Below are 20,637 nucleotides of genomic sequence, written 5' to 3'. Positions count from 1 at the left end.
GGTGAACTCTATTATGAACTACTTCGCATATTCACAGCAAGCACCCAAAAGCTTCCACTGCAATACAATAGACGCGCAATCCTTAGCCCAAGCCGAACTCGCGCAGTACATGAGCCAGCAAGCGCAAGCTGTAGCTCCCGAACCCCTCACCACAGTCGAGATTAACTCCCACCACTTCGAGATTTACGCCGGAAAGTGGCTAGTTGCATACATCACTTATGATTATGACGAGTTCGTAACACAACCCTGGGTAGTCATGGTGAATGGCGTTGAAAAATTTCGTCACACCACCCAAGCCCAATGCTTCCGCTTCATCGAATGGCATCACAAAGATGGAACTCTCAACCCTCAACCAAGCGCAGATATCCCAGAAGTACCATTTATCTCAGAAATTTCATTCTACGACCAAGAAGTTTTGGCAGATGGTGAACTCGTGGCCAGCGTGAGTTACAGCCATGACGACCAACAAAATTCTTTTTGGCAAGTCATGATCAACAACGCTGAAATCTTTACAGATTCTACTCCTGCAAGATGTCACAGTTACGTCAAGCAGCAGTATCAAGCGGGGTTATTGCCACTACAGAAACCGTTTGAAGAACCCTGCACCACCGGAAACGAAATCATGGTGCAGATTGCCCAGGCTTGTGAAAACTTTGGTCTTGAGTTGCTAGATGATGGAATCTACAGAGGCGACAAGAAACTTGGCGAAGCCGGAGAAACTAAAGGCGCTTGGTGGTTTATTCGAGCCAATGAATCCTCCGAAAAAGTACCTTGTGACTCTGCGATTGATACTGTCTACTGGCTGTCAATGGTCGATACTGTACCCTCTGCTGAAGCTCTGGATTACGACCAGTTGTTAGACCTGCCTTTTGACCAACTGACGAGTATGCAATGGGAACGGCTGCTGGAGTATGAGCCAGTGCTAGAGTTGGTCGCTGCTTAAATCAGGGAAAGGGTTAAAGGGGAAAGGTTAAAGTATAGTTCTTTATTCCCTTCCCCCTTGCCCTTTTCCCCTTCCCCAATCAATCATTTACTAACTAAAACAATGGAACCTACGATATCGATTCCTCCGGGTTGGCAATACCCCCGTTTTGGCTTTGGACAACGTACAGAAGTAGGTCAAGTCATAGGACTTAAATACTATGAAGAAGACACATATTTAGCTAATGAATATGGTGCGGGTTGGCGTTATATTCTGTTGCTCGACAAGCACGGTGAAGATGAAGAACACCGTACCGAAGATGAAATTAAACTGCTCTCACCACAGGAATTAAAAGCAACGTTAGAGGCTGAAATCAACAATCATCAGCGTCAAATTCAATCACTAAAACATCAATTAGATGCTATTCCTGCAATTGTTTTAGCTGCTAACTCTACAGTTGTAGAAACCACTCAAGCAAGTTATCCATCTTTACACGATTTAGTTGACGCGGGTAAATTCATCCTCAAAAAAATCGCCAAACACCCCGATTATCTAACACTTGAATATCAACCCGACCTGACTATTGGTGATGCTGATACTGCGCTTTCTTATCTGGAAGTAGAACTTGAGCCTCCAGAAAATAGCAGATGAACTCTGTGGTGGCGATTCAATTACAAATCGCCACTAAAAATATTAGTCCTATTTTGATAAATATTTGGAGGTTTATCAATGTGTACTAAATGGGCAAAAAAAGAGCTAGAAACTCTTGAAGAAATGGCAGAAATGTACACTCCAGAGCAAATAGTTTTTCGGCTAAAAAGACGCGGTTATTATCGCACAGTATCAGCAGTTAAGAATAAATTGTATTCTTTGGGGTATTCTATACGTCCGATTTTAGATAATTACAGTTGCAGTGAAATTGCTAAAAACCTTTGTTTACACCCAACAACTGTTACTTATTGGGTCAGACAAGGTTGGTTAAAAGCTAAAAAGCGTTGTACCAGTTGTTATCAAGTCAAAAGTCGGGATTTGAAGCAGTTTTTTAAAAACCCTCCACAATCAATTAGAAAACGCATTGCGGCAATAGATCCGCAGGTGGTTAGGTATTTGGTGGGGTCTTTTCGGCAAGATAGGTGTTCTTAAAAAAGTTAAATTTTCTCTTTTAAAATAGAAATATTTGTTTACATTTACAGTAAACAAATAGATAAAAGCTGGGTTAATCAGGGATAAATAAGCATTTGGCAGAAAATTTAGATTAGCTTAGTCCAATTACTTCCATAAATCCAGTATTACTGCTAATATCGGTTTGAAGCTGTTTTGTGCTGTCATAATTTTAATTAAATGCGGTTAAAGGTTAGCTAAGAACATTCTTTATTAGTTTTTAGCAGACTTTTACTTTAGTGTTAACTTTTGAGATTCTGTATTTCTACAGAGTAAAAATTGTTATGTCTACTGTGTAGATACATAATTGAAATTCATAAGTCTTCAACCTCTTCGAGACAACAGAAGAGGTCTATGAGTCGGCGGCTGGGGCTGTCCGATTGCGAAGAAATTAGCTTTATGACAGGCGATTTAATGTTCCCTCTAAATATCTAACAACCATTCACAAGCTGATGGTTACGAATAGCTGGTGAATAGCAATGATTTGCTGTTGCTCAAATTATTAGTAGATCGAAGGAACAGGGGAGAACAAGTCTCGTCTTTCTAGGATGTTTATACAGGGCGGAGTTCAAGCTTTGTTCCGGTCTTCACCCTCGCTCCCTGCTCCTTGTCCTCTTGATCACAGCAATTCCCCATCCGTTAACTCCTACAGTTCAAGGGGCGACCCCCTGCTGCATTTCGTTAGCGGGTTAGTTTGTCATTTTAATTTTGAATTGGAGCAAAGCGATTGACCAGCATTTTGCCAAACCCTCTCACAACAAAGAGCATCCAGGTTTTGATTGTAGAGGATGAATTTATCCTTGCACTTGACCTAAGAGAAAAGTTGGAAAGCTTAGGTCACAATGTTATTGATATTGTAGATTCAGCAGAAATGGCAGTTGAGCAAGCAACTGAGCTTCGACCAGACTTAGTTTTAATGGATATCAGACTACGTGGGAAAATGGATGGAATTGAAGCAGCAGAAGAAATTTGGAATTATTTACAAATTCCCATTATTTATGTTACGGGACACTCTGATAAAAGTACTGTAGAAAAAGCTACGCAGATATTCACGTTTGGTTATCTTTTGAAACCCGTTAAAGAAGAAAATCTATATGTTGCTATTCAAACAGGACTTACTAATTTTCAATATAAACAAGCAGAATTAGTATTACATAAAGCGCATGAAGAGCTAAAAGAAAAGCTGAGAAATTATACTAATAAAATTGCTTTGCTGAATGAAGAATTAAAACTCGAAATTGTTAAGCAACATAAAGTTATATCAGAACTGTTGATAAATGAGGAGTGCGTTTATTCAACAGATCAGCCTACTTCTGTATTAACGTCACGCCAAATTGAAATTTTACGATTTATTGCAGAAGGGCTTTCTACAAAAGAGATTGCAGAAGCAATCAATGTCAGTACTAAAACAGTCGAAGCACACCGAGTTCAATTGATGAAACGGTTGAATATTCACGATGTTGTGGGTTTAGTACGGTATGCAGATCGTCATGACATAGTAAATTTTGATGCTAGTGATAAGCCCATCAATGAAAAGGGTGAATATAAAACTAAGGAATTTCCTTAGATAAATAAGGAATTTCCTAAGTTGTATTTCTCTCTGATTTGAAGTATTGTCTAGAACACTATACAGTGATAAAAACAACAACTAAATAAAAAATATTGCAGAAATGCGTATGATTTTATGCAGACATTACAACAAGCTAGAATTCAATAACACGGCTTATGTGAGTTGATATGATTGTGAGCAGATGATTATCAAAGGCTAAATCTTTTGATCCTGCGCCCATCTTCAAATTGCATAAGAGGTGTAATGTTTAGCAATACTACAAAAGTAGCAAATTTATAGCTAATTTTTATGTATTAATCAGAGCAAATAAATAACTCTGAGCATGACAAAATGGCATTAATAAAAGCTCAAAGCTATAGAGATTTAGAGCTACAGCTTGAATGTCTATTCCCGCAGTGATGATATGAATTATTTGGGAACTTTGTCGAAGTGAAGGAGGTAAGAATCAAGTAGATATGGCTAAACCATAAGTGCTAGAAATTAGGAAGCCCACAATATAATAAGCCTTAAAAAAAATTGGTTTCACTTAGAAAATAGCATATAGTTATCAAGAGCGAGATAAAGTCAAACTACTTCAATTTGGAAAAGTGTAAATCAAGCATTTTTCTCACATTTATTCTAATTACAATCTCAGCTTATTTTAATTTTTTTTCAACCCGTCGAACCATGTTAAATTAGCAATCTGTCATGAAAAGCTTCAAAACTTTACTAAACCATTCGCATAAAGCCCATTTTCCTTGGGAAATTGTCAATCCACAAAATTTATTGACTAAGTTCCTGGAAAATGGGGGATTAATAGGTGAGTCTCAATTTAGATTGACTCCCAACACAGACAAAGCTTTGCAAATCACGACATCAGTTTTTGTTGATAGTTCTTATATCAGTAAGCATGGACAAGTTTCTACTTTTAATAGTGAATTTTTAGATATTTTTAAGCAAAAAAATACAGATAATATCATTCCTTTTTTCTTAACCGAGTTATTGGATAAAAATATAGATAATAGACACTTTTTTATAGCAAATAAAGGTTTGAAAAAATCTGTCTTCTTTGATAATTACCGTAGTGAATTAGAACAGTATCAGCCAATTCATGCTGGGTTAAGTAGTAATGTTGATAATCATGTTGAAAGTAATGCTGATACAGTTATTAGCAGAACTATTATTGAAGTATCTAAAAATCCAGAAACAGAGTTAGATGAAACCAAGCTGAAGGATAATCTGACTGTTGTTTTTGCTGAAACTCTTCAAAATAACAGCGAATTGGGCTTTTTGGAGATTTACGGAATAGTAGATACAGCCTTACGGGATAGCTATGACTATCTTAGCAAGTTCCGATTTGATCCTGAGTATAGCCAGAAGTTAGAGACAGCTTTTGGTAATGGTTTTAATCGGGAAGTAGCAGATAAATTATTTAATAATTTTGCTGACAGGCATTTTACGGATATTCCTACTATCAAGATTGTCAATCGTGCTGATATTTATGGTGGAAATGCTGCGTTTTCTGCGGATACTGGATTAGTTTATTTGGCAGTTGAATTTTTAACTGAAAACCATAAGAATCCTTCAATAATTACTGATGTTTTGCTGGAAGAAATTGGACATTTTGTTGACTCTCAGATTAATAAAATTGATTCTCCTGGTGATGAAGGGGAGATTTTTGCAAACCTGGTGCAAGGTAATCTGCTAAGGGAGCAGGAATTACAAGCATTAAAATCAGAGAATGATATAGCTACTATTATCTCTAGTAATCAAGGTATTACTGTTATTTCCGGTCAGTCAGCTATTAACGTTGAGCAAAATGTGAAACCTCTGAGAGTAGCAACGTGGAATATTTGGAATGAAGGAGGGGCGCAAGCAAACAATACGATTGAAGGCATAAAACGTCGTATAAATTACATTGCTAGATTTGGCATGGCGACTGGTATTGATGTAATCGCACTACAAGAAATTAAAAATCCAGGGACAGACCCCCTAGCAAATGCTTTACAAGCCTATAAGACTAATAATACCCTTCCTGGCACATATACCCGTGAAGGACTACAAGCGATCTTGAGCGGGTATGATTTTATAGTCGCAACCAGTGAGAATAATCCAAACAATCCTCAAAACACCCCAAATAGCACTGATGGGTACTTGATCCTGTTCAATCCCAATACTATCACGATGGGGAACGCAAGTTTCTTTTCGCCAGGAACATTTTCGGGTATAGCTAATAATAGTACATACTATATACGTCCTCCCTATGAGGTAAATATTCAATATAAACAAACAAATAAAGCATATAAAATTTTAACATGGCACAATGAATACGAAGGCGGACAATTAGGCGCACAAGCCAGATTTACGGGAATGCAAAGGCTCAAAGAAGGTCTCCAAAGTCTCCAAGCTAATTCGCCTACTATTGTTCTTGGTGATTTTAATGTCAGACCCAATGAAATACAACAAAAAAGTGAAATAAATTTATTTGCACAGGGTTATACCGGTGCATATAGTGCAGAGTACGATTACATCCTTGCAAATCCACAAGGTGCTAGAGTAGCACAATTTGGTTTGACAATAGAAAACTTCCCTCAATTAACTAGTGATGCTCATACAGCGTTATTTGCCGAAATTGATGGACGTGAACCTGTAAGAAGAACAGTAGAGAACACGCAAATAGAAGTTATACAAAACTTGACAGCAACAATCGCAGAAACAAATCGATCAGTATATGAATATAACACTACTTCAATATCAGATACTTGGATAGATCAAACAATTAAGATAGGTAAAGCAGGGAGTTTCTTTACACCACAGACTACAGTTGGTGGTGGCAAAGTAACAGTTCGTGAAGAAACTGTAAACGGACAAACAAAAAAATATATCGACGTTAAACCCAATAGCTCTGGTGTAAATGCAAAAGTTTATTCTGCTATTGGTAAGAACCAAACTTCTGCTTTATTCAATGGAGAAGTCTCATTTGATACGAGTACACTTAAAGGGACTATTACCGATAAGGGTGATAGCAATGATTCTTCTGCATTCAAACTCATTGGTGGAATAGAAGTTAATTTTGACGGCTTATCATTTGGTGAAGACAAAAACGGTAGTCCTCAACTAAGACTGCAAGGTTCAATGCTACTACCCAAAAACCTAGTTGGTGGAAATGGGTTGCTAGTAGCTATTAACGGCACTGATTATATCGGCATTAGTGATAATGGTCTTGAAGTCACAGGTGGGTTTGTCAAACTGCCTGGTACAACCTCCTTTGTTGTTCTCGGTTTATTAGAAATAAAAGCTTTAGATGCCCAAGTAAAATTCGATTTTACCAATGAAGAAATCACACTTCAGGGTAAATTTTCCATTCCTACCCTCAAAAACGCTACATTCGATTTACAGGGCGGAAATTACATCAAAGTCAAAAAGACTGCTACAGGTCTTGATTTCTCAATGGTAGCAAATGTTGGTGTCGCAAATATTCCTCTATTTGGGTCATGGGAAATTCAGGATATCAACCTAAATGTTAATACTCCTAGCAATAGCTTCACAGTCAACGCAAAACTGAAAACCCCCGGAAGTCCAATTAATCTAGCATTAGCATTTAACCAAGGTAAACTCACCGCAATCACAGGTAGCAGTGGAGTTGGCACAGATTTCACCTTCTTAGGTGCAGCAGTAGACATCCAGACAGTAAACGTTATCAACAGAAATACAACGTATAGCGAATCCTGGGACCCTGAATTTTCCCTCCAAGGTGCAATTGAAATTCCTAAACTCAAAGGTTTTAAGGGTGAGCTAACAGGTACTAATAAATTAGTAGTCAACAAAGACAAAGCTTATCTAACAGGAGCGCATTTATCAGCAGCAGATATCCAATTGGGTAACTGGAAACTCCGTAATATTCAAGCAGATTTTGACGGGATTACCAATACATTTTATGGTAGTGCCATTCTGCAAACCTATACAGGAGAAAATATTGGTGTATCACTACTATTTGATAGTAATGGTTTAAAAGATATTACCGCCAGTAACATTAACTTTAATTTATTTGGTGCAAAAGTCAGTAACGCTACCATCAACTTTAAACCCGATAGAAAACCTACCGAAGGAGACGATTGGGACCCAGAATTTACATTCCAGGGTGTAATTGCACTACCACAAGCATTAGGAGGAGTTACACTCAGCGTCACAGGTAGCGATTATCTGTTGGTAAATAATGATGGTTTTGACCTCACTGGTGGCAAAATTTATCAAGAAACCCTTGATTTTAACCTGCTAGGTTTCTTACGGGTTCAAGGCAAGCAGATTAGCCTTCTCTACAGCCAGATAGGAACAGAAAAAGTCTTCATTATTCAAGGTACACTCATTCTGCCCGATCTATACAATTTCACGGGCAACTTTAGTGGTAGTAACTACATCAAAATTAGTAGTATTGGTACAGTAGAAGTAGTTGGTTCCATATCTGCCAGCGATATTAATATCGCTGCTGGTTGGAAGATAAAAACCGCTACAGTATTTATTGATACTACCAATAATCAAACAAAAGTCAGAGCCGATGCCACTGTTATAATTCCCTCTGGAATTGATGTTGCTGCTACAGTTTTATGGAATGGTAGCCAATTGCAATATGTTCAGATAGGGGCATATAACCTTAATAAACCTATTGGTAGTACAGGTGCATTTCTTCAGGATATAAGTGGGTCATATAGTGTAGGTCCAAAAACCATTACAGTGCTTGGTCAACAACAGACATATAATGATGTCTTTCAAGGTAACGTTAAAATTACCGTAGGACCAAAGGTTAACTTGAATTTACCCAGTTTTCTGGGTGGTCCTATTAATGAATCTCTAATTAACCTAGATTTAACGGCAACAATTACTCCAAAATTCCTTAATGCACAGGGTAATCTTCGGGTTCTTGGTAATCTCGTTACAGGAACAGGTGAAGTTAACCTTAACTGGGAATATGACTCTTTTGGGGCTAGTGCTAACTTAAATATCCTCTATGGATTACTCAAGGCAGACGCTAAACTGATCGCCCGTGGGCATGATGGAAATAAACTGGACTTCTATGCCTATGCTGAAGGAACTGTTAATATACCCGATCCTATTCCTGTGATTGGAGGATTTACATTAGGAGGTGGAGGAGCTTATTTTCAATATATTGATGATGGCTACTCCTATAATGACTACGTTGCCGCTTGGGGAAAACTTTTAGGGTGGACAGTCGGTTTAAAAATTGGCTTCGATGGCAATGTGAGTTTATTTGGTGCAGAACTACCTGAACTAGCAAAAGCCAACATCAATAATTTGTGGGCTAATCTTAACAACCCTTACACCGCTCCTGCGGCTCTTCCGCTTCCACCCAGGGGTTCTACAGGTAATGACATTATCAATGGTAATGATAACCCTGAGTTTATTGATGCGGTGGCAGGGAATGATGTCCTTAATGGTAAGGGTGGTGATGACATCCTTGAAGGTGGAGATGGTAATGACATTCTCAGTGGCGGTGCTGGAAAGGATGTTCTCAACGGGGGTGCTGGCAATGACACTCTGGTTGGTGGGACAGGAGATAATACATATATATTTGATGCAGACACTTCACAAGGATCAGACACAATTAACGAAACCGTAATTGCTATAAAATCTGTCAAAGGCAACAATATCACATACGCACAAGCCACTAAGACACTTTGGAACATACAACAACAAGATCAAAAGGACGGAATAACCGACGAGACAAAACTCACGCTCATTAATAATGGTGATGGCACAATTTCTCTAAAAACCTACTATGATCGATTCTGGAGTGCTGATAGCGTTGGAAATATAACCTCATCGGAGAACATCAATAATTGGGAAAAATTCCGGGTCGAGAATAATGGTGATGGCACAATTTCTCTAAAAAATATCGATTGGAACACTTATGTTCGAGCAAATACAATTTCGATTACAGATGCACGATGGAACATAGACCAATCTAATAATAAAGACTTATGGGAAAAATTCACAATCATCGACCAGAATAATAGCAGTACAGATACACTAGACTTCTCAGCCACTACTACTAAAAGTATCAACCTAGACCTTAGCCTTGCCGGAAGACAGCAGATCAATGACAATCTGTCTTTGACTTTAGGTATTACTGTAGGTGGTCAGACTTTCATCAATATAGAAAATGCAGTTGGTGGTAGTTTGAATGACACATTAATAGGGAATAATTTCAATAACCTTCTGAAAGGAAATGCTGGTGATGATTACATAGATGGTGGACTTGGCAATGACACCCTTGATGGTGGTGCTAATAATGATAATATTTCTGGCTCTCGAGGCGATGACACCATCTATGGCGGCTCTGGCGATGATTACATTAATGCCTGGGAAGACAATGATTATATAGACGGTGGTGCTGGTAATGACAATATTAATGGTCTTGGTGGCAATGATACTTTAATTGGTGGTGCAGGTAATGATACTCTCAATGGTGATGCAGGTTATGATACTGCTATTTTCAGTGGAGCTTCTGTTAATTATCAAATCTCTTTATTAAGTAATGGAGATGTTCAGGTTATTGACACTCAAGCCAATAGAGATGGTACTGATATCCTCACAGACATTGAACAAATCAATTTTAATGGGGGGGGAACATATCAAGTCTTCAAAGGAGACGCTTTAGATAATACTTTAACAGCAGGTGGTTACTGGGCTGTAATGTATGGTGGTGCTGGGAATGATACCCTCAATGGCGGTAGTAGTAATGACATCCTCAACGGTGGTGCAGGTATTGATATCCTCAACGGTGGTGCAGGCGATGATACTTACGTTGTTGACACGACCACCGACACCATCACTGAAAAAGCGGGAGAAGGTACAGATACAATTCAATCCAGTGTCACGTTTAGTCTTGTTAACCTACCAAACATCGAAAATCTCACCCTCACAGGAACAGCAGCGATTAATGGTATAGGTAATGCTGCTAATAACGTCATCATAGGTAATGCTGCTAACAACACCCTGAATGGTGGTACAGGAATTGATACTGCCGATTACTCAAATGCCATCAGTGGAATAAACGTTAACCTCGCTAGTGGCATCGCCAATGATGGACAAGGAGGCACTGATATACTAACAAGTATTGAAAAAGTGATCGGTTCTAGTTACAATGACACCTTAACTGGTTCTAATTACGAAGATACCCTGTTTGGTGGTGATGGTAATGACAACCTGATTGGTGGTGCTGGTAACGATATTCTGAATGGCGGTAATGGAGAAGACACTGCGGACTACTCAAGTGCAACACAAGGTATAAATGTCACACTTGGAGGAAACGGCTTTGCGACTAATGATGGTTTCGGTAATCAAGATACTTTGTACGGAGTAGACCATATTATTGGTGGTCAATACAACGACACTATTGTTGGCGATGAATATTATAATAATACCCTCAATGGTGGAGCAGGCAATGACACAATTAATGGTCTTGGTGGTAATGACACTGTAATTGGTGGTGCAGGTAATGATACTCTCAATGGTGGTACTGGTAACGACACCGCAGTTTTCATGGGAGCTTCTGTTAATTATCAAATCTCTTTATTAAGTAATGGAGATGTGCAGGTTACTGACACTCAAACTAATAGAGATGGTACTGATATCCTCACAGATATTGAACAAATTAATTTTAATGGAGGGGGAACATATAAAGTCTTTAAAGGAGACGGTTCTAATAACACTTTAACAGCAGATGCTTACTGGGCTTTAATGTATGGTGGTGCTGGCAATGACACCCTCAATGGTGGCGGTAGTGATGACATCCTCAATGGCGGCGATGATAATGACAACTTGATTGGTAATGGTGGTAACGATACCCTGATTGGTGGTGCTGGTAATAATGACATTGCAGTTTTCAGTGGAGCTTCTGTTAATTATCAAATCTCTTTATTAAGTAATGGAGATGTGCAGGTTACTGACACTCAAACTAATAGAGATGGTACTGATATCCTCACAGATATTGAACAAATTAATTTTAATGGAGGGGGAACATATAAAGTCTTTAAAGGAGACGGTTCTAATAACACTTTAACAGCAGATGCTTACTGGGCTTTAATGTATGGTGGTGCTGGCAATGACACCCTCAATGGTGGCGGTAGTGATGACACCCTCAATGGCGGTGATGGTGATGACAACTTGATTGGTAATGGTGGTAACGATACCCTGATTGGTGGTGCTGGTTATGACACCGCAGTTTTCAGTGGAGCTTCTGTTAGTTATCAAATCTCTTTATTAAATAATGGAGATGTGCAAGTTACTGACACTCAAACCAATAGGGATGGCACTGATATCCTCACAAACATTGAACAAATTAATTTTAATGGAGGGGGAACATATAAAGTCTTTAAAGGAGACAGTTCCAATAATACTTTAACAGCAGATGCTTACTGGGCTTTAATGTATGGTGGTGCTGGCAATGACACTCTCAATGGTGGCGGTAGTGATGACACCCTCAATGGCGGTGCTGGCAATGATACCCTGATTGGTGGTGCTGGTTATGACACCGCAGTTTTCAGTGGAGCTTCTGTTAGTTATCAAATCTCTTTATTAAATAATGGAGATGTGCAAGTTACTGACACTCAAACCAATAGGGATGGCACTGATATCCTCACAAACATTGAACAAATTAATTTTAATGGAGGGGGAACATATAAAGTCTTTAAAGGAGACAGTTCCAATAATACTTTAACAGCAGATGCTTACTGGGCTTTAATGTATGGTGGTGCTGGCAATGACACCCTCAATGGTGGCGGTAGTGATGACATCCTTAATGGCGGTGCTGATAATGATACCCTTATTGGTAATGGTGCTAAGGATAGCTTAACAGGGGGTTCTGGCGCAGATCGTTTTGACTACCGCAACTTAGCTGATTCCGTTTTCAATAGCTTTGATGTTATTACTGATTTAAATGCTAATTCTGGTAATGATTTATTCCTCGTTTCCACCGCACGTTCTGGATTTTCTAATGTAGGTTCTGTCGCTACACTTGATACTATTGGCATTGGAGCTAAGTTAACCAATTCCAATTTTATAGCTAATGCTGCTGCTCAATTTACCTTTGGGAACCGTACCTTTGTTGCGATTAATGATGGTACATCTGGGTTTAATAGTAATACTGATGCAATTGTTGAAGTAACAGGATTAACAGGTACTTTAGGAATTGGTAATTTCACCACTACCTTAGCCTAGTTTCTAGTATTGTTGAGTAAATCCTAACAAATCAGGTTATAGAGTAGAGAGGGTAATAAGCGGTAGCTGCGATTGCTTTGCCCTCTCTGTAAATGCTACAGAGTTATTTTGCTTATACAATCTCTGCACTCGTTAGAATTAATAAGCACAACCCTACTCCCCCACCGGAAACCGCCGCATCATTTCCGCGATCGCCACAGCTTCACCCTCCGGCGTATAAACAACCTCACCGGACATCGCAATCACAATCCGCTTCTGCCTCGCCCACTCAAACCAATCCTTGACCGCAGATTTAACCTGCGCGGATTCCGGTTTCCTGCCCTCCTTGCAAGCCGCAACAAAAACAGCCTCCGGTGACTTGATACCCTTCCAAGTTCGCAGTGCTTCTTTCAAATAAGCGATCGCTCCCGGTACATTCGCCCAGCACCGCCTCACTGTGCGTTGAATCTCTGCATTGAGCCGGAACTGGGGTGTACAAGGTATTTCTCGTAGCTGCTGCAATACTTCTTTTACTTCCTGGTTACTAGGCTGGATTGACTTTTCTACACGCTCAAACGCATCATCATCACCAAAGTCTTCATCATGAAAATTCGACGCAACCGGGGCGGAAGAAATATCCTCATGAGGATCTGTCTCGATAGTCGAGTCAAGCAGTTCTATGTCTTCAACGAAGTGAGCAATTTCGGGTAACTCTGGTTCTGGGGTATAACAAACCCCTTCCTGGTCATAGTCCAAAATCTCAGTTTCCACTTCCTCACTTTTTTCACGTTCAACAGCAGAGTGTTGTTGTGGCTTTGAAACTTCTGGATGGGATCTGTGGTATTGTTCTGCACTGACTTTGGGATGTTCAGTTTTGCCTCTGCCATGTTCAAGTAGCTTATTCAGTACATCGCAGTTTAATTTATACTGCCAAGTCCGATCCTGCCCGTTGCCTGGGTTTTTCTGCTTGGAGATAATACCCATATCTTCAAGCAGTGTGATCGCACTCCTGATCACATGAAGGCTATGCTCACCCATTAGATCAGTGTAGATATTTTTAAGGGGCTGGTAAATCCAGGGGGTGCGGTGGTTCTTCAGTTTCCACTTTGTCCAATGCCGAAAATACTCAATCAGCTTGGCCGCACAGAAGTTACCAGTGATATCAAGATACTCCCGGCGCAGAATGACCAGGACAGAAAACCTTTCCGTAGATGCAATGCTGCTCATATTCCACCTTCTATATATTTGTCAAAACTGGTTTGGCTAAAACGGCATATTTTCCTGGTTTTCAACGGGAGCTTGTGACCAAAATTCTCGAAGTTGTTGGCGTTTTGCTGCTTGAAACTGCTGTTTCTCTTCAGGCGACACTTCACCGATTAATCGCGCTACTTCATCGCGTTGCTTCTGCTTTATTTGTTCAGTGTCCACAGCAGGTAAGGCCAGGGGTTCATTTTTGGGGGATGGTCGAAAACCTCGACGACGAAACAAGAATCTAAAATGGCTTTTATCCTGTGGAGGTAGCGATCGCCATACGTCCTCATCCCAGCCAGGAGGCATAAAGTCAGATGATGGGGGTAACAGGTTTTGTACTTGAGCTTGCAGTTGTGCGATCGCCTTGCCTTGCTCCTTGATGATTTGACTTCGCTGTTCCAACCGTTCTAAAAGTTGGGTCAGTAGTTCTGAGTTTTGGGTGAATAACTCCGCCTCATGAGTTTTGTAAGCAAAGTAATTCTGTGCAGCAGCTATTTCTGATTTTCGAGAATCTCCATTCATTGCAGTTAGGTAGCAACCATGACGACTCAGCTTGAAATCATCTCTGGGTCTACCTCCTGAACTTTTTGCGGGTAGACGCAAAAAGTGTTTTTTGCTATCTTGACCAATGTTGTCGCAAGCGGCGATCGCTCTGTCTATGGCATCCTCAAATTGTCGCCATTGCTGATACCCCAGAATGGACATGAGATCACGCGCTAACCAATACTCGTAACCCTGCTCATCAATTTTTTTGATTTGGTCGAAAGGGCTATCAGTAGCTTGATTGGATGCGATTATATTCATATTGACTCCAATTTTTGGCGCATGAAAATATCAGCAGCAGTTGAGCCATGCTGCATTCAGTTCTTGTAGAGATATAAGTGCGAGTTTTATTTACTGTTTTGTTTCTTGCCAGAACCGCAATTCATCTTTGAAATATCGGTCAGTCTTTTTGGGCTTGTCTCGCCAATGCTGCCAAGCCACCCACACTTCATCACCCATGTCTTCGATAACTTCACCTCTGGCGTTGTACAAAGCACAGTAAATGTCGGCGTGGGCAACGATGGAACCAAGCCCAATAATCAGTTCATCATCAGAAGAACCAGAATCAGCAGAGGTTTCGTCAGGAACCAATGGTTCCGTAATGAGTGATGATTCGGTTTTCTCAAGGGCAGTGATTAACTCCGCTTCTTGTGGGGTCAACTCCGCCCAGTAGTCGTTTTTGATAACCTCATACTCCTGCGCCACTTCTAGATAATCCCACCAGCTACACCCAGGCTTGGATAACACAGCCCGAATATCGCTAACAGCTTGGGGTAACAGTTGCAATTGTTCGGCTCGATATGCGATCGCGCTTGGTGTCGGCTCACTCCCTAGAATTAACGCCGCAGCTTCCAGGGCTTGGGTGTTATTCATGGCTGTGGCTAGATTACCCAAAGCTATACCCATCAGTCGCAAGCATTCGGTGGCGTTTTCTTTAGGTGGTTCAACAGCCAGCGATCGCAGATCAATGGTTTTATCGAGAGCTTGCTTGACTTGTTTATTGAGTGCCTTAGTTGCTTGTTTGGTCAGAGTATTGTCCCACTCTTGGGCAGGCCGTTCTTCTACAGCACGTTCCAATTCTTGAATACGTTTTTGTAGTCTCTGGTTCTCCAGTTCTAACTTTCTGAGTCCCTCTAACTCGAAAAGCCGATGCTGTAACTGAATATTTTCTTCCTTCTGCTGCTGAAACAGGTTTTGTAAAGCGGTCAGTTGTTCTTGTACTTGCTGCTGTGCTTGGGCTGTGGCTTCCGTTTGTAAACCAATCCTCAAATCCTGTTCCAGCCGTTCCAATTCATGTTGATGCTGCTGTTTGAGTTGGGCGATCGCTTCGGCGTATTCTTTGGGGTAAGTTCTCTCAGGAGTAAATGGCTCAACAGCATCATTACTCAAATCAGCATTGTTAACCAGTTCCCTGCTGCCATCCTCAAAGGTAACAATCTGCTGTCTTTGATTGGGTGGGTCGGCTGAGATGGTTCCTGATTGCCCATGTCTTGGATGAGTTGGTGACGTAATCGTGACGGTGTTGGTTTTAGGAACCAATGGTTCTGTGATCTGAGGAACCACTGGTTCTTGAATTTGAGGAACCATTGGTTCCTGAGTTTTTTGGTGTGGCAGACGCGGAACCACCTTGTTAGCCGCAGATGCAAAGTCCGATTCGCTTGGGCAGGGGTTCTCAGAAAGTGCGATCACAACAGCCTGTTTTAGTTTTTCTGGTTCCTTGACCAAACGCAACAGCGAACGGGCTTGACGCTCGTTTTTTATATGTTCACCTAACTCATCGGCTGTGTCCCTGACTTTCTTCGCCCCTAACAGTTGGTTAATTCTTCGGTATCCACCCCAGGCTGATAATTCGGCTTGGCAGTATTCCTCAAAAGATTTGTAGCCAGCTTCTCGATACAGTTGTTGATCTCGCATTTCGAGAATTTCATCAACTGCTTGCCATTCAAAGCGATCAATGGCGGTGAAGGTTTCTTTGATGCTGGTATTGAAAACGCTGTAGCTGGGTGCTGATGTTGTTTCGCGGTCTAGTGTCAGCATGGCATTACCTATATGTGCTGCATACAACGCAAAGATTGGTTAATGCAAACAAAAACTGCTGTACTATCAGCAACCGCATCCTTAAAATAAGTTGACATAGCAATTTGACGGCTGGAATACTCATACCGCCGATAAATTCTTGTATAACTAAGCTGGTTGCTTGAACTCACAGTACAAATTTATCTTGCCACATGACAACTGAAAGTGCAAATGTAAAATTAAAAAATACAAAGGAGGTAATTATGGTTCCCTTGGACTGGGTTGTAATGCTTGCTTGGAACAAAGAATGTGGGAACAACCTGAGATTGTTGCGTGGCAAGAAGTCTAGACGCGAAATTGCAGATGCGCTCCTTAGTCAACAGGTGGAATGCTCCCAGGAATACATCAGAAAGCTAGAAAATGGGGAAGCAGCGTCTGTTTCTACGAAAATTATTACGGCACTCGCCAAAACGCTTGACGTAGAGCTAATTGAGATTATGACAGACTTACGTGTTGAAGTTACAAAAACTGTTTGTACTCCTAGTTGATATTTGTACTCTGAGTTGTTATTATGGATATATGAAAACAAAAGACGACCGCCCCAGCCTCGGAAACTTGTGCGATCGCCTTTTGACCTTTAAAAGGAATCTATATTATGACTCAATCAGTTTACGCACAGCAAGCACCCAAAAGCTTCTACTGCAACACCATAGACGAGCAAACCACAGCGCAAGCAGAATTTTATAGCTACCTCGAAGCTCAAGCTAGAGAAGCAACTCAAACTACAGACCCGCTTACATCTCGTGACCGCCGCATCATTGCCGAGATTATCGAAGTAGAAGCCGATTCAATACGCACCATCTGGATAGAAGCCGGAATCACTGTATGGGTGCAGTTTTTCGACGGTGGACGGCTACCATTCGAGCGCAACTGGTTCGCCAAAAGAGTTGCAGAAGTTAAAGCCACCCTAAGAGAAACCCCCAGAGAACGCAACGACCGCCTCAGCGATGAACTTGAAGCAGCTTGTCAAAAATACGGCTTAACTCACGGAGAGATTGACTGGCTTTCCTTCAGCACCACCCTATATTTCAACAACCGACGGGTAGGCTTTGTGGGATACAACCGCGCGGATCAATGGTACAGCCGACAAAGACCATTGGGGGGTAGTCGTACAACTGACAGTATTGATGCAGCGATTGCACTGTTGGGAATCAGACAACCTGTAGCAGCGTAACTATCAAACGTATGAAAAGCGATTGCTGTTTACTCAACAGCCAAACAGCGATCGCAAATACAACGAAAACGCTAGAAAAATCATGGCACAAAGTAACTATGTCATTTTTTCAAGATCCTGACTGGGGTGATTGTTGCGAACCGATACTTTTGTCACCCTCAAACCCAAACGCAGAGTTAATCGAAATCTCAGGCTACACGCTGGTCTACTGCTATGGAGCTTGCCCCAAAATCTACCGTGTTTACAAAGGTGAATCAATGCTGGGTCTGGTGTTTCAACACATCATGTATTGGACAAACGAAGTAGACGAGAAGCAGTACGCCAAACCGTTGAACGCAGCAGTGGCACTCGATTACTTTTTCTTAGCTGCAAGTATGACCAACGCAACACCCGATATTGCAGCGTAAATCAGGGAAAGGGTTAAAGGGGAAAGGTTAAAGGATAGTTCTTTATTCCCTTCCCCCTTGCCCTTTCCCCCTTCCCCAATCATTCATTCACTAACTAAAACGATGGAACCTACAATCTCGATTCCTCCGGTTTGGCAATACCCTCGGTTTGGCTTTGGACAACGCACAGAACGGGGTCAAATTATCGGTATGAAATATTATGCCGAAGACACATACTTAGCAGACGAATACGGTACAGGATGGCGTTACATTCTGTTACCAAACAAAAACACTGAAGATGATGAAACACGGATTGAGGATGACATAAAACTGCTTTCGCCGCAGGAATTAAAAACAGTTTTAGAGACAGAAATTAACAGCTACTTGCGCCAAGTTGAATCACTAAAGCACGAATTAAACGCAGTTGGTGTCACTTTTATATCAACTGAATCCACTGATGAAAAACTCACCCAGCCGCCTTATCTATCTCTGCACGATTTAGTTGACGCGGGTAAATTCATCCTGAAAGAAATTGCCAAACACCCCGATTATTTAACACTTGAGTATCAGCCAGATTTAACCATTGGTGATGCTGATACTGCACTTTCTTATCTGGAAGTAGAACTTGAGCCTCCAGAAAATAGCAAATGAACTCTGAGATCCGCAGGTGGTGAGTTATTTGGCGGGGTAAGTATTTTGTAGTAAAACCGAGAGTTTTGAAAGATAATTGACGAGGTGATAAATGCCATTTCTCACGTATGTTAAAGGATTGCCAACTCCAGCAGAAGAATTAAATAGTTTAGGACTCACAGAATTTGAGATGTTTTTGGCTGCTTACAGTTCGGTATTCCATAAAGCAGCGTGTGAAACAGCTAATCATATTTTATCCACTCAATCATTTAATAAATCAAAGTGGAACACTCATTTACAAAAAACCTACGGCATTGCTAAACGCCACGCCAATGGTGTAATCAGCTATGCTCAGGGTGCGGTTGATGCTTCTAAAGAAAGCCGCAAGCTCCATATCAAAACATTGGAAGGTAAACTAAAATCGCTCAACTCTTGGATTACAAAATCAGAGAAGAAATTATCTGATTCGGCTAAATTTTACGCTAAAAAGAATTGGCGTAATTCTAAAACAGGATGTCGCTTTCCACTATCTTGTTCTTTAAAGTTCCGTAAAACTAACTGGAACAACTTACGCTTTCAAATTCACCATAAAAAACGTCGGGCTTACAAATTAGCTCAACAAATAGAACACTTAAAAACAGCACCCATTCAAACAGTTATTCCTAAAAATCAAATATTTATAGTTGGTTCCAAGGATGAAAGCTTTGGTAATCAAGTTTGTCAATGGGATGGTCAGACTCTAAAATTCCGTGTCCCAGCTTGTCTAGAATCACAGTTTGGTAAACAAGTCATAACTAAGTTAGGCAACTTTGAGCGTAATATCAACAGATTGCCCAAGGATGGAGCTAAAACATGGCATTTCTTCCGCAAGCACAACAAATGGAATGCAGCAGTACAATTTACACCAGTACCAGTCAATCGAGTTTCCCGGCATTCTGCTTATGGCTGCATTGGGATTGATCTCAATCCTGGCTCCATTGGTTGGGCATACATTGATAAAGATGGTAATCTTAAAGCACATGGGCAAATTCCAATGCTGATGGGATTACCATCAGGTAAACAAGACGCTCAGATTGTTCATGCTTGCTTACAACTGGCGAGATTAGCTCAGACTTTCTGTTGTCCAATTGTTTGTGAAAAATTAGACTTTTCTACCAAGAAAGAGCAACTGGGAGAACGTGGGAGAAAGTATGCTCGGATGCTGTCGGGTTGGGCATATAGTCGTTTTTACCAATTACTAAACAGTATTTCCAGCAATCGTGGCATTTACTTAATGAAAGTCAATCCAGCCTATACCAGTCTCATTGGTATGGTGAAGTATGCCCGACAATATGGGCTATCTTCCGACTGTGCTGCGGCGATCGCTACTGCCCGTCGGGGGATGCGATTGACTGAAAATATTCCCGGATCCATAACCGCCTATCTCTCCGTGAAGGATGGAAAGCACGTATGGAGCCTGTGGTATCAATTGAATAGCATTCTTAAGTCTTGTGCTGAAATATCATCTCGTCATGATTATTTCAGTATCTCTAACTGGGAACTAGTGGTCAAGCGATGGTCGGAGAACTTTGTCCAGAGCAAGCGTGCAACGCACTTCTAGTTGAGCGAACTTATACCGCGTAGTTGGGTTTGTCTAAATTATCCACTTGTGGGTAACTTTGTCCAAACTTTTAGAAGCGGTTGGCGGTTTTTAATTTGGCTAACTCATCAATCCCTGAGTCAGTATTGG

13 protein-coding genes are annotated in these 20,637 nt (G+C 40.8%); 10 read left to right on the top strand and 3 right to left on the bottom strand.

What is annotated here, in order from left to right; translation table 11 throughout:
• Nucleotides 1–13 precede the first annotated feature (13 nt).
• The 5 genes from H6G77_RS29955 (at nucleotide 14) to H6G77_RS29935 (ending at nucleotide 12,869) form a co-directional block, all read left to right on the top strand.
• Nucleotides 14–943 (top strand): hypothetical protein, encoded by a 930-nt coding sequence (locus H6G77_RS29955; RefSeq protein ID WP_190873503.1) that lies wholly within the window; start codon nucleotides 14–16, stop codon nucleotides 941–943.
• A 102-nt stretch (nucleotides 944–1,045) separates the two neighbouring features.
• Nucleotides 1,046–1,573: a hypothetical protein gene (locus tag H6G77_RS29950; protein ID WP_190873502.1), complete on the top strand. Its 528-nt coding sequence runs from the start codon at nucleotides 1,046–1,048 to the stop codon at nucleotides 1,571–1,573.
• Nucleotides 1,574–1,651: 78 nt separating this feature from the next.
• Nucleotides 1,652–2,065, top strand: coding sequence for a hypothetical protein (locus tag H6G77_RS29945; protein ID WP_190873501.1), 414 nt, complete (start codon nucleotides 1,652–1,654; stop codon nucleotides 2,063–2,065).
• A 745-nt stretch (nucleotides 2,066–2,810) separates the two neighbouring features.
• The gene (locus H6G77_RS29940; RefSeq protein ID WP_190873500.1) at nucleotides 2,811–3,650 is read left to right on the top strand and encodes a response regulator transcription factor; all 840 of its coding nucleotides are present in this window, start codon (nucleotides 2,811–2,813) and stop codon (nucleotides 3,648–3,650) included.
• Nucleotides 3,651–4,340: 690 nt separating this feature from the next.
• Nucleotides 4,341–12,869 (top strand): bluetail domain-containing putative surface protein, encoded by an 8,529-nt coding sequence (locus tag H6G77_RS29935; RefSeq protein ID WP_190873499.1) that lies wholly within the window; start codon nucleotides 4,341–4,343, stop codon nucleotides 12,867–12,869.
• A gap of 153 nt (nucleotides 12,870–13,022) precedes the next feature.
• On the opposite strand, the gene H6G77_RS29930 is transcribed toward H6G77_RS29935, so the two are convergent.
• The 3 genes from H6G77_RS29930 to H6G77_RS29920 all read right to left on the bottom strand — a co-directional run bounded on the left by H6G77_RS29930 (nucleotide 13,023) and on the right by H6G77_RS29920 (nucleotide 16,679).
• Nucleotides 13,023–14,075, bottom strand: coding sequence for a hypothetical protein (locus tag H6G77_RS29930; protein ID WP_190873518.1), 1,053 nt, complete (start codon nucleotides 14,073–14,075; stop codon nucleotides 13,023–13,025).
• A gap of 36 nt (nucleotides 14,076–14,111) precedes the next feature.
• A complete protein-coding gene (locus tag H6G77_RS29925; RefSeq protein WP_190873498.1) occupies nucleotides 14,112–14,903 on the bottom strand; it encodes a BRO family protein in 792 nt (263 codons plus the stop codon).
• 90 nt (nucleotides 14,904–14,993) lie between these two features.
• Nucleotides 14,994–16,679, bottom strand: a complete 1,686-nt coding sequence (locus H6G77_RS29920; RefSeq protein WP_190873497.1) for a hypothetical protein — start codon at nucleotides 16,677–16,679, stop codon at nucleotides 14,994–14,996.
• A 242-nt stretch (nucleotides 16,680–16,921) separates the two neighbouring features.
• On the opposite strand from H6G77_RS29920, the gene H6G77_RS29915 reads away from it, so the two are divergent.
• From H6G77_RS29915 to H6G77_RS29895, 5 genes are all read left to right on the top strand, one after another.
• Nucleotides 16,922–17,206 (top strand): helix-turn-helix domain-containing protein, encoded by a 285-nt coding sequence (locus H6G77_RS29915; protein WP_190873496.1) that lies wholly within the window; start codon nucleotides 16,922–16,924, stop codon nucleotides 17,204–17,206.
• Nucleotides 17,207–17,313: 107 nt separating this feature from the next.
• Nucleotides 17,314–17,892 carry a hypothetical protein gene (locus tag H6G77_RS29910; RefSeq protein WP_190873495.1) on the top strand — a complete coding sequence of 193 codons (579 nt, stop codon included), beginning with the start codon at nucleotides 17,314–17,316 and terminating at the stop codon, nucleotides 17,890–17,892.
• 11 nt (nucleotides 17,893–17,903) lie between these two features.
• Nucleotides 17,904–18,299: a hypothetical protein gene (locus H6G77_RS29905; protein WP_190873494.1), complete on the top strand. Its 396-nt coding sequence runs from the start codon at nucleotides 17,904–17,906 to the stop codon at nucleotides 18,297–18,299.
• A 102-nt stretch (nucleotides 18,300–18,401) separates the two neighbouring features.
• Entirely contained in the window at nucleotides 18,402–18,929 is a 528-nt protein-coding gene (locus H6G77_RS29900; RefSeq protein ID WP_190873493.1) for a hypothetical protein, read from the top strand.
• A gap of 91 nt (nucleotides 18,930–19,020) precedes the next feature.
• Nucleotides 19,021–20,508 carry a hypothetical protein gene (locus tag H6G77_RS29895; protein ID WP_190873492.1) on the top strand — a complete coding sequence of 496 codons (1,488 nt, stop codon included), beginning with the start codon at nucleotides 19,021–19,023 and terminating at the stop codon, nucleotides 20,506–20,508.
• Nucleotides 20,509–20,637: the final 129 nt, after the last annotated feature.

The organism is Aulosira sp. FACHB-615 (assembly GCF_014698045.1).
Classification (GTDB): Bacteria; Cyanobacteriota; Cyanobacteriia; order Cyanobacteriales; family Nostocaceae; genus Nostoc_B.
The sequence above is the reverse complement of the archived record's forward strand: the minus strand, read 5'-3'. Positions and strand labels throughout refer to the sequence as shown.

Bases quoted from the DNA above. Each gene is read 5' to 3' on its own strand.
- H6G77_RS29925 (WP_190873498.1), bottom strand. From the start codon at position 14,903: ATGAATATAATCGCATCCAATCAAGCTACTGATAGCCCTTTCGACCAA.
- H6G77_RS29910 (WP_190873495.1), top strand. From the start codon at position 17,314: ATGACTCAATCAGTTTACGCACAGCAAGCACCCAAAAGCTTCTACTGC.
- H6G77_RS29920 (WP_190873497.1), bottom strand. From the start codon at position 16,679: ATGCTGACACTAGACCGCGAAACAACATCAGCACCCAGCTACAGCGTT.
- H6G77_RS29900 (WP_190873493.1), top strand. From the start codon at position 18,402: ATGGAACCTACAATCTCGATTCCTCCGGTTTGGCAATACCCTCGGTTT.
- H6G77_RS29950 (WP_190873502.1), top strand. From the start codon at position 1,046: ATGGAACCTACGATATCGATTCCTCCGGGTTGGCAATACCCCCGTTTT.
- H6G77_RS29935 (WP_190873499.1), top strand. From the start codon at position 4,341: ATGAAAAGCTTCAAAACTTTACTAAACCATTCGCATAAAGCCCATTTT.
- H6G77_RS29955 (WP_190873503.1), top strand. From the start codon at position 14: ATGAACTACTTCGCATATTCACAGCAAGCACCCAAAAGCTTCCACTGC.
- H6G77_RS29905 (WP_190873494.1), top strand. From the start codon at position 17,904: ATGAAAAGCGATTGCTGTTTACTCAACAGCCAAACAGCGATCGCAAAT.
- H6G77_RS29915 (WP_190873496.1), top strand. From the start codon at position 16,922: ATGGTTCCCTTGGACTGGGTTGTAATGCTTGCTTGGAACAAAGAATGT.
- H6G77_RS29895 (WP_190873492.1), top strand. From the start codon at position 19,021: ATGCCATTTCTCACGTATGTTAAAGGATTGCCAACTCCAGCAGAAGAA.
- H6G77_RS29945 (WP_190873501.1), top strand. From the start codon at position 1,652: ATGTGTACTAAATGGGCAAAAAAAGAGCTAGAAACTCTTGAAGAAATG.
- H6G77_RS29930 (WP_190873518.1), bottom strand. From the start codon at position 14,075: ATGAGCAGCATTGCATCTACGGAAAGGTTTTCTGTCCTGGTCATTCTG.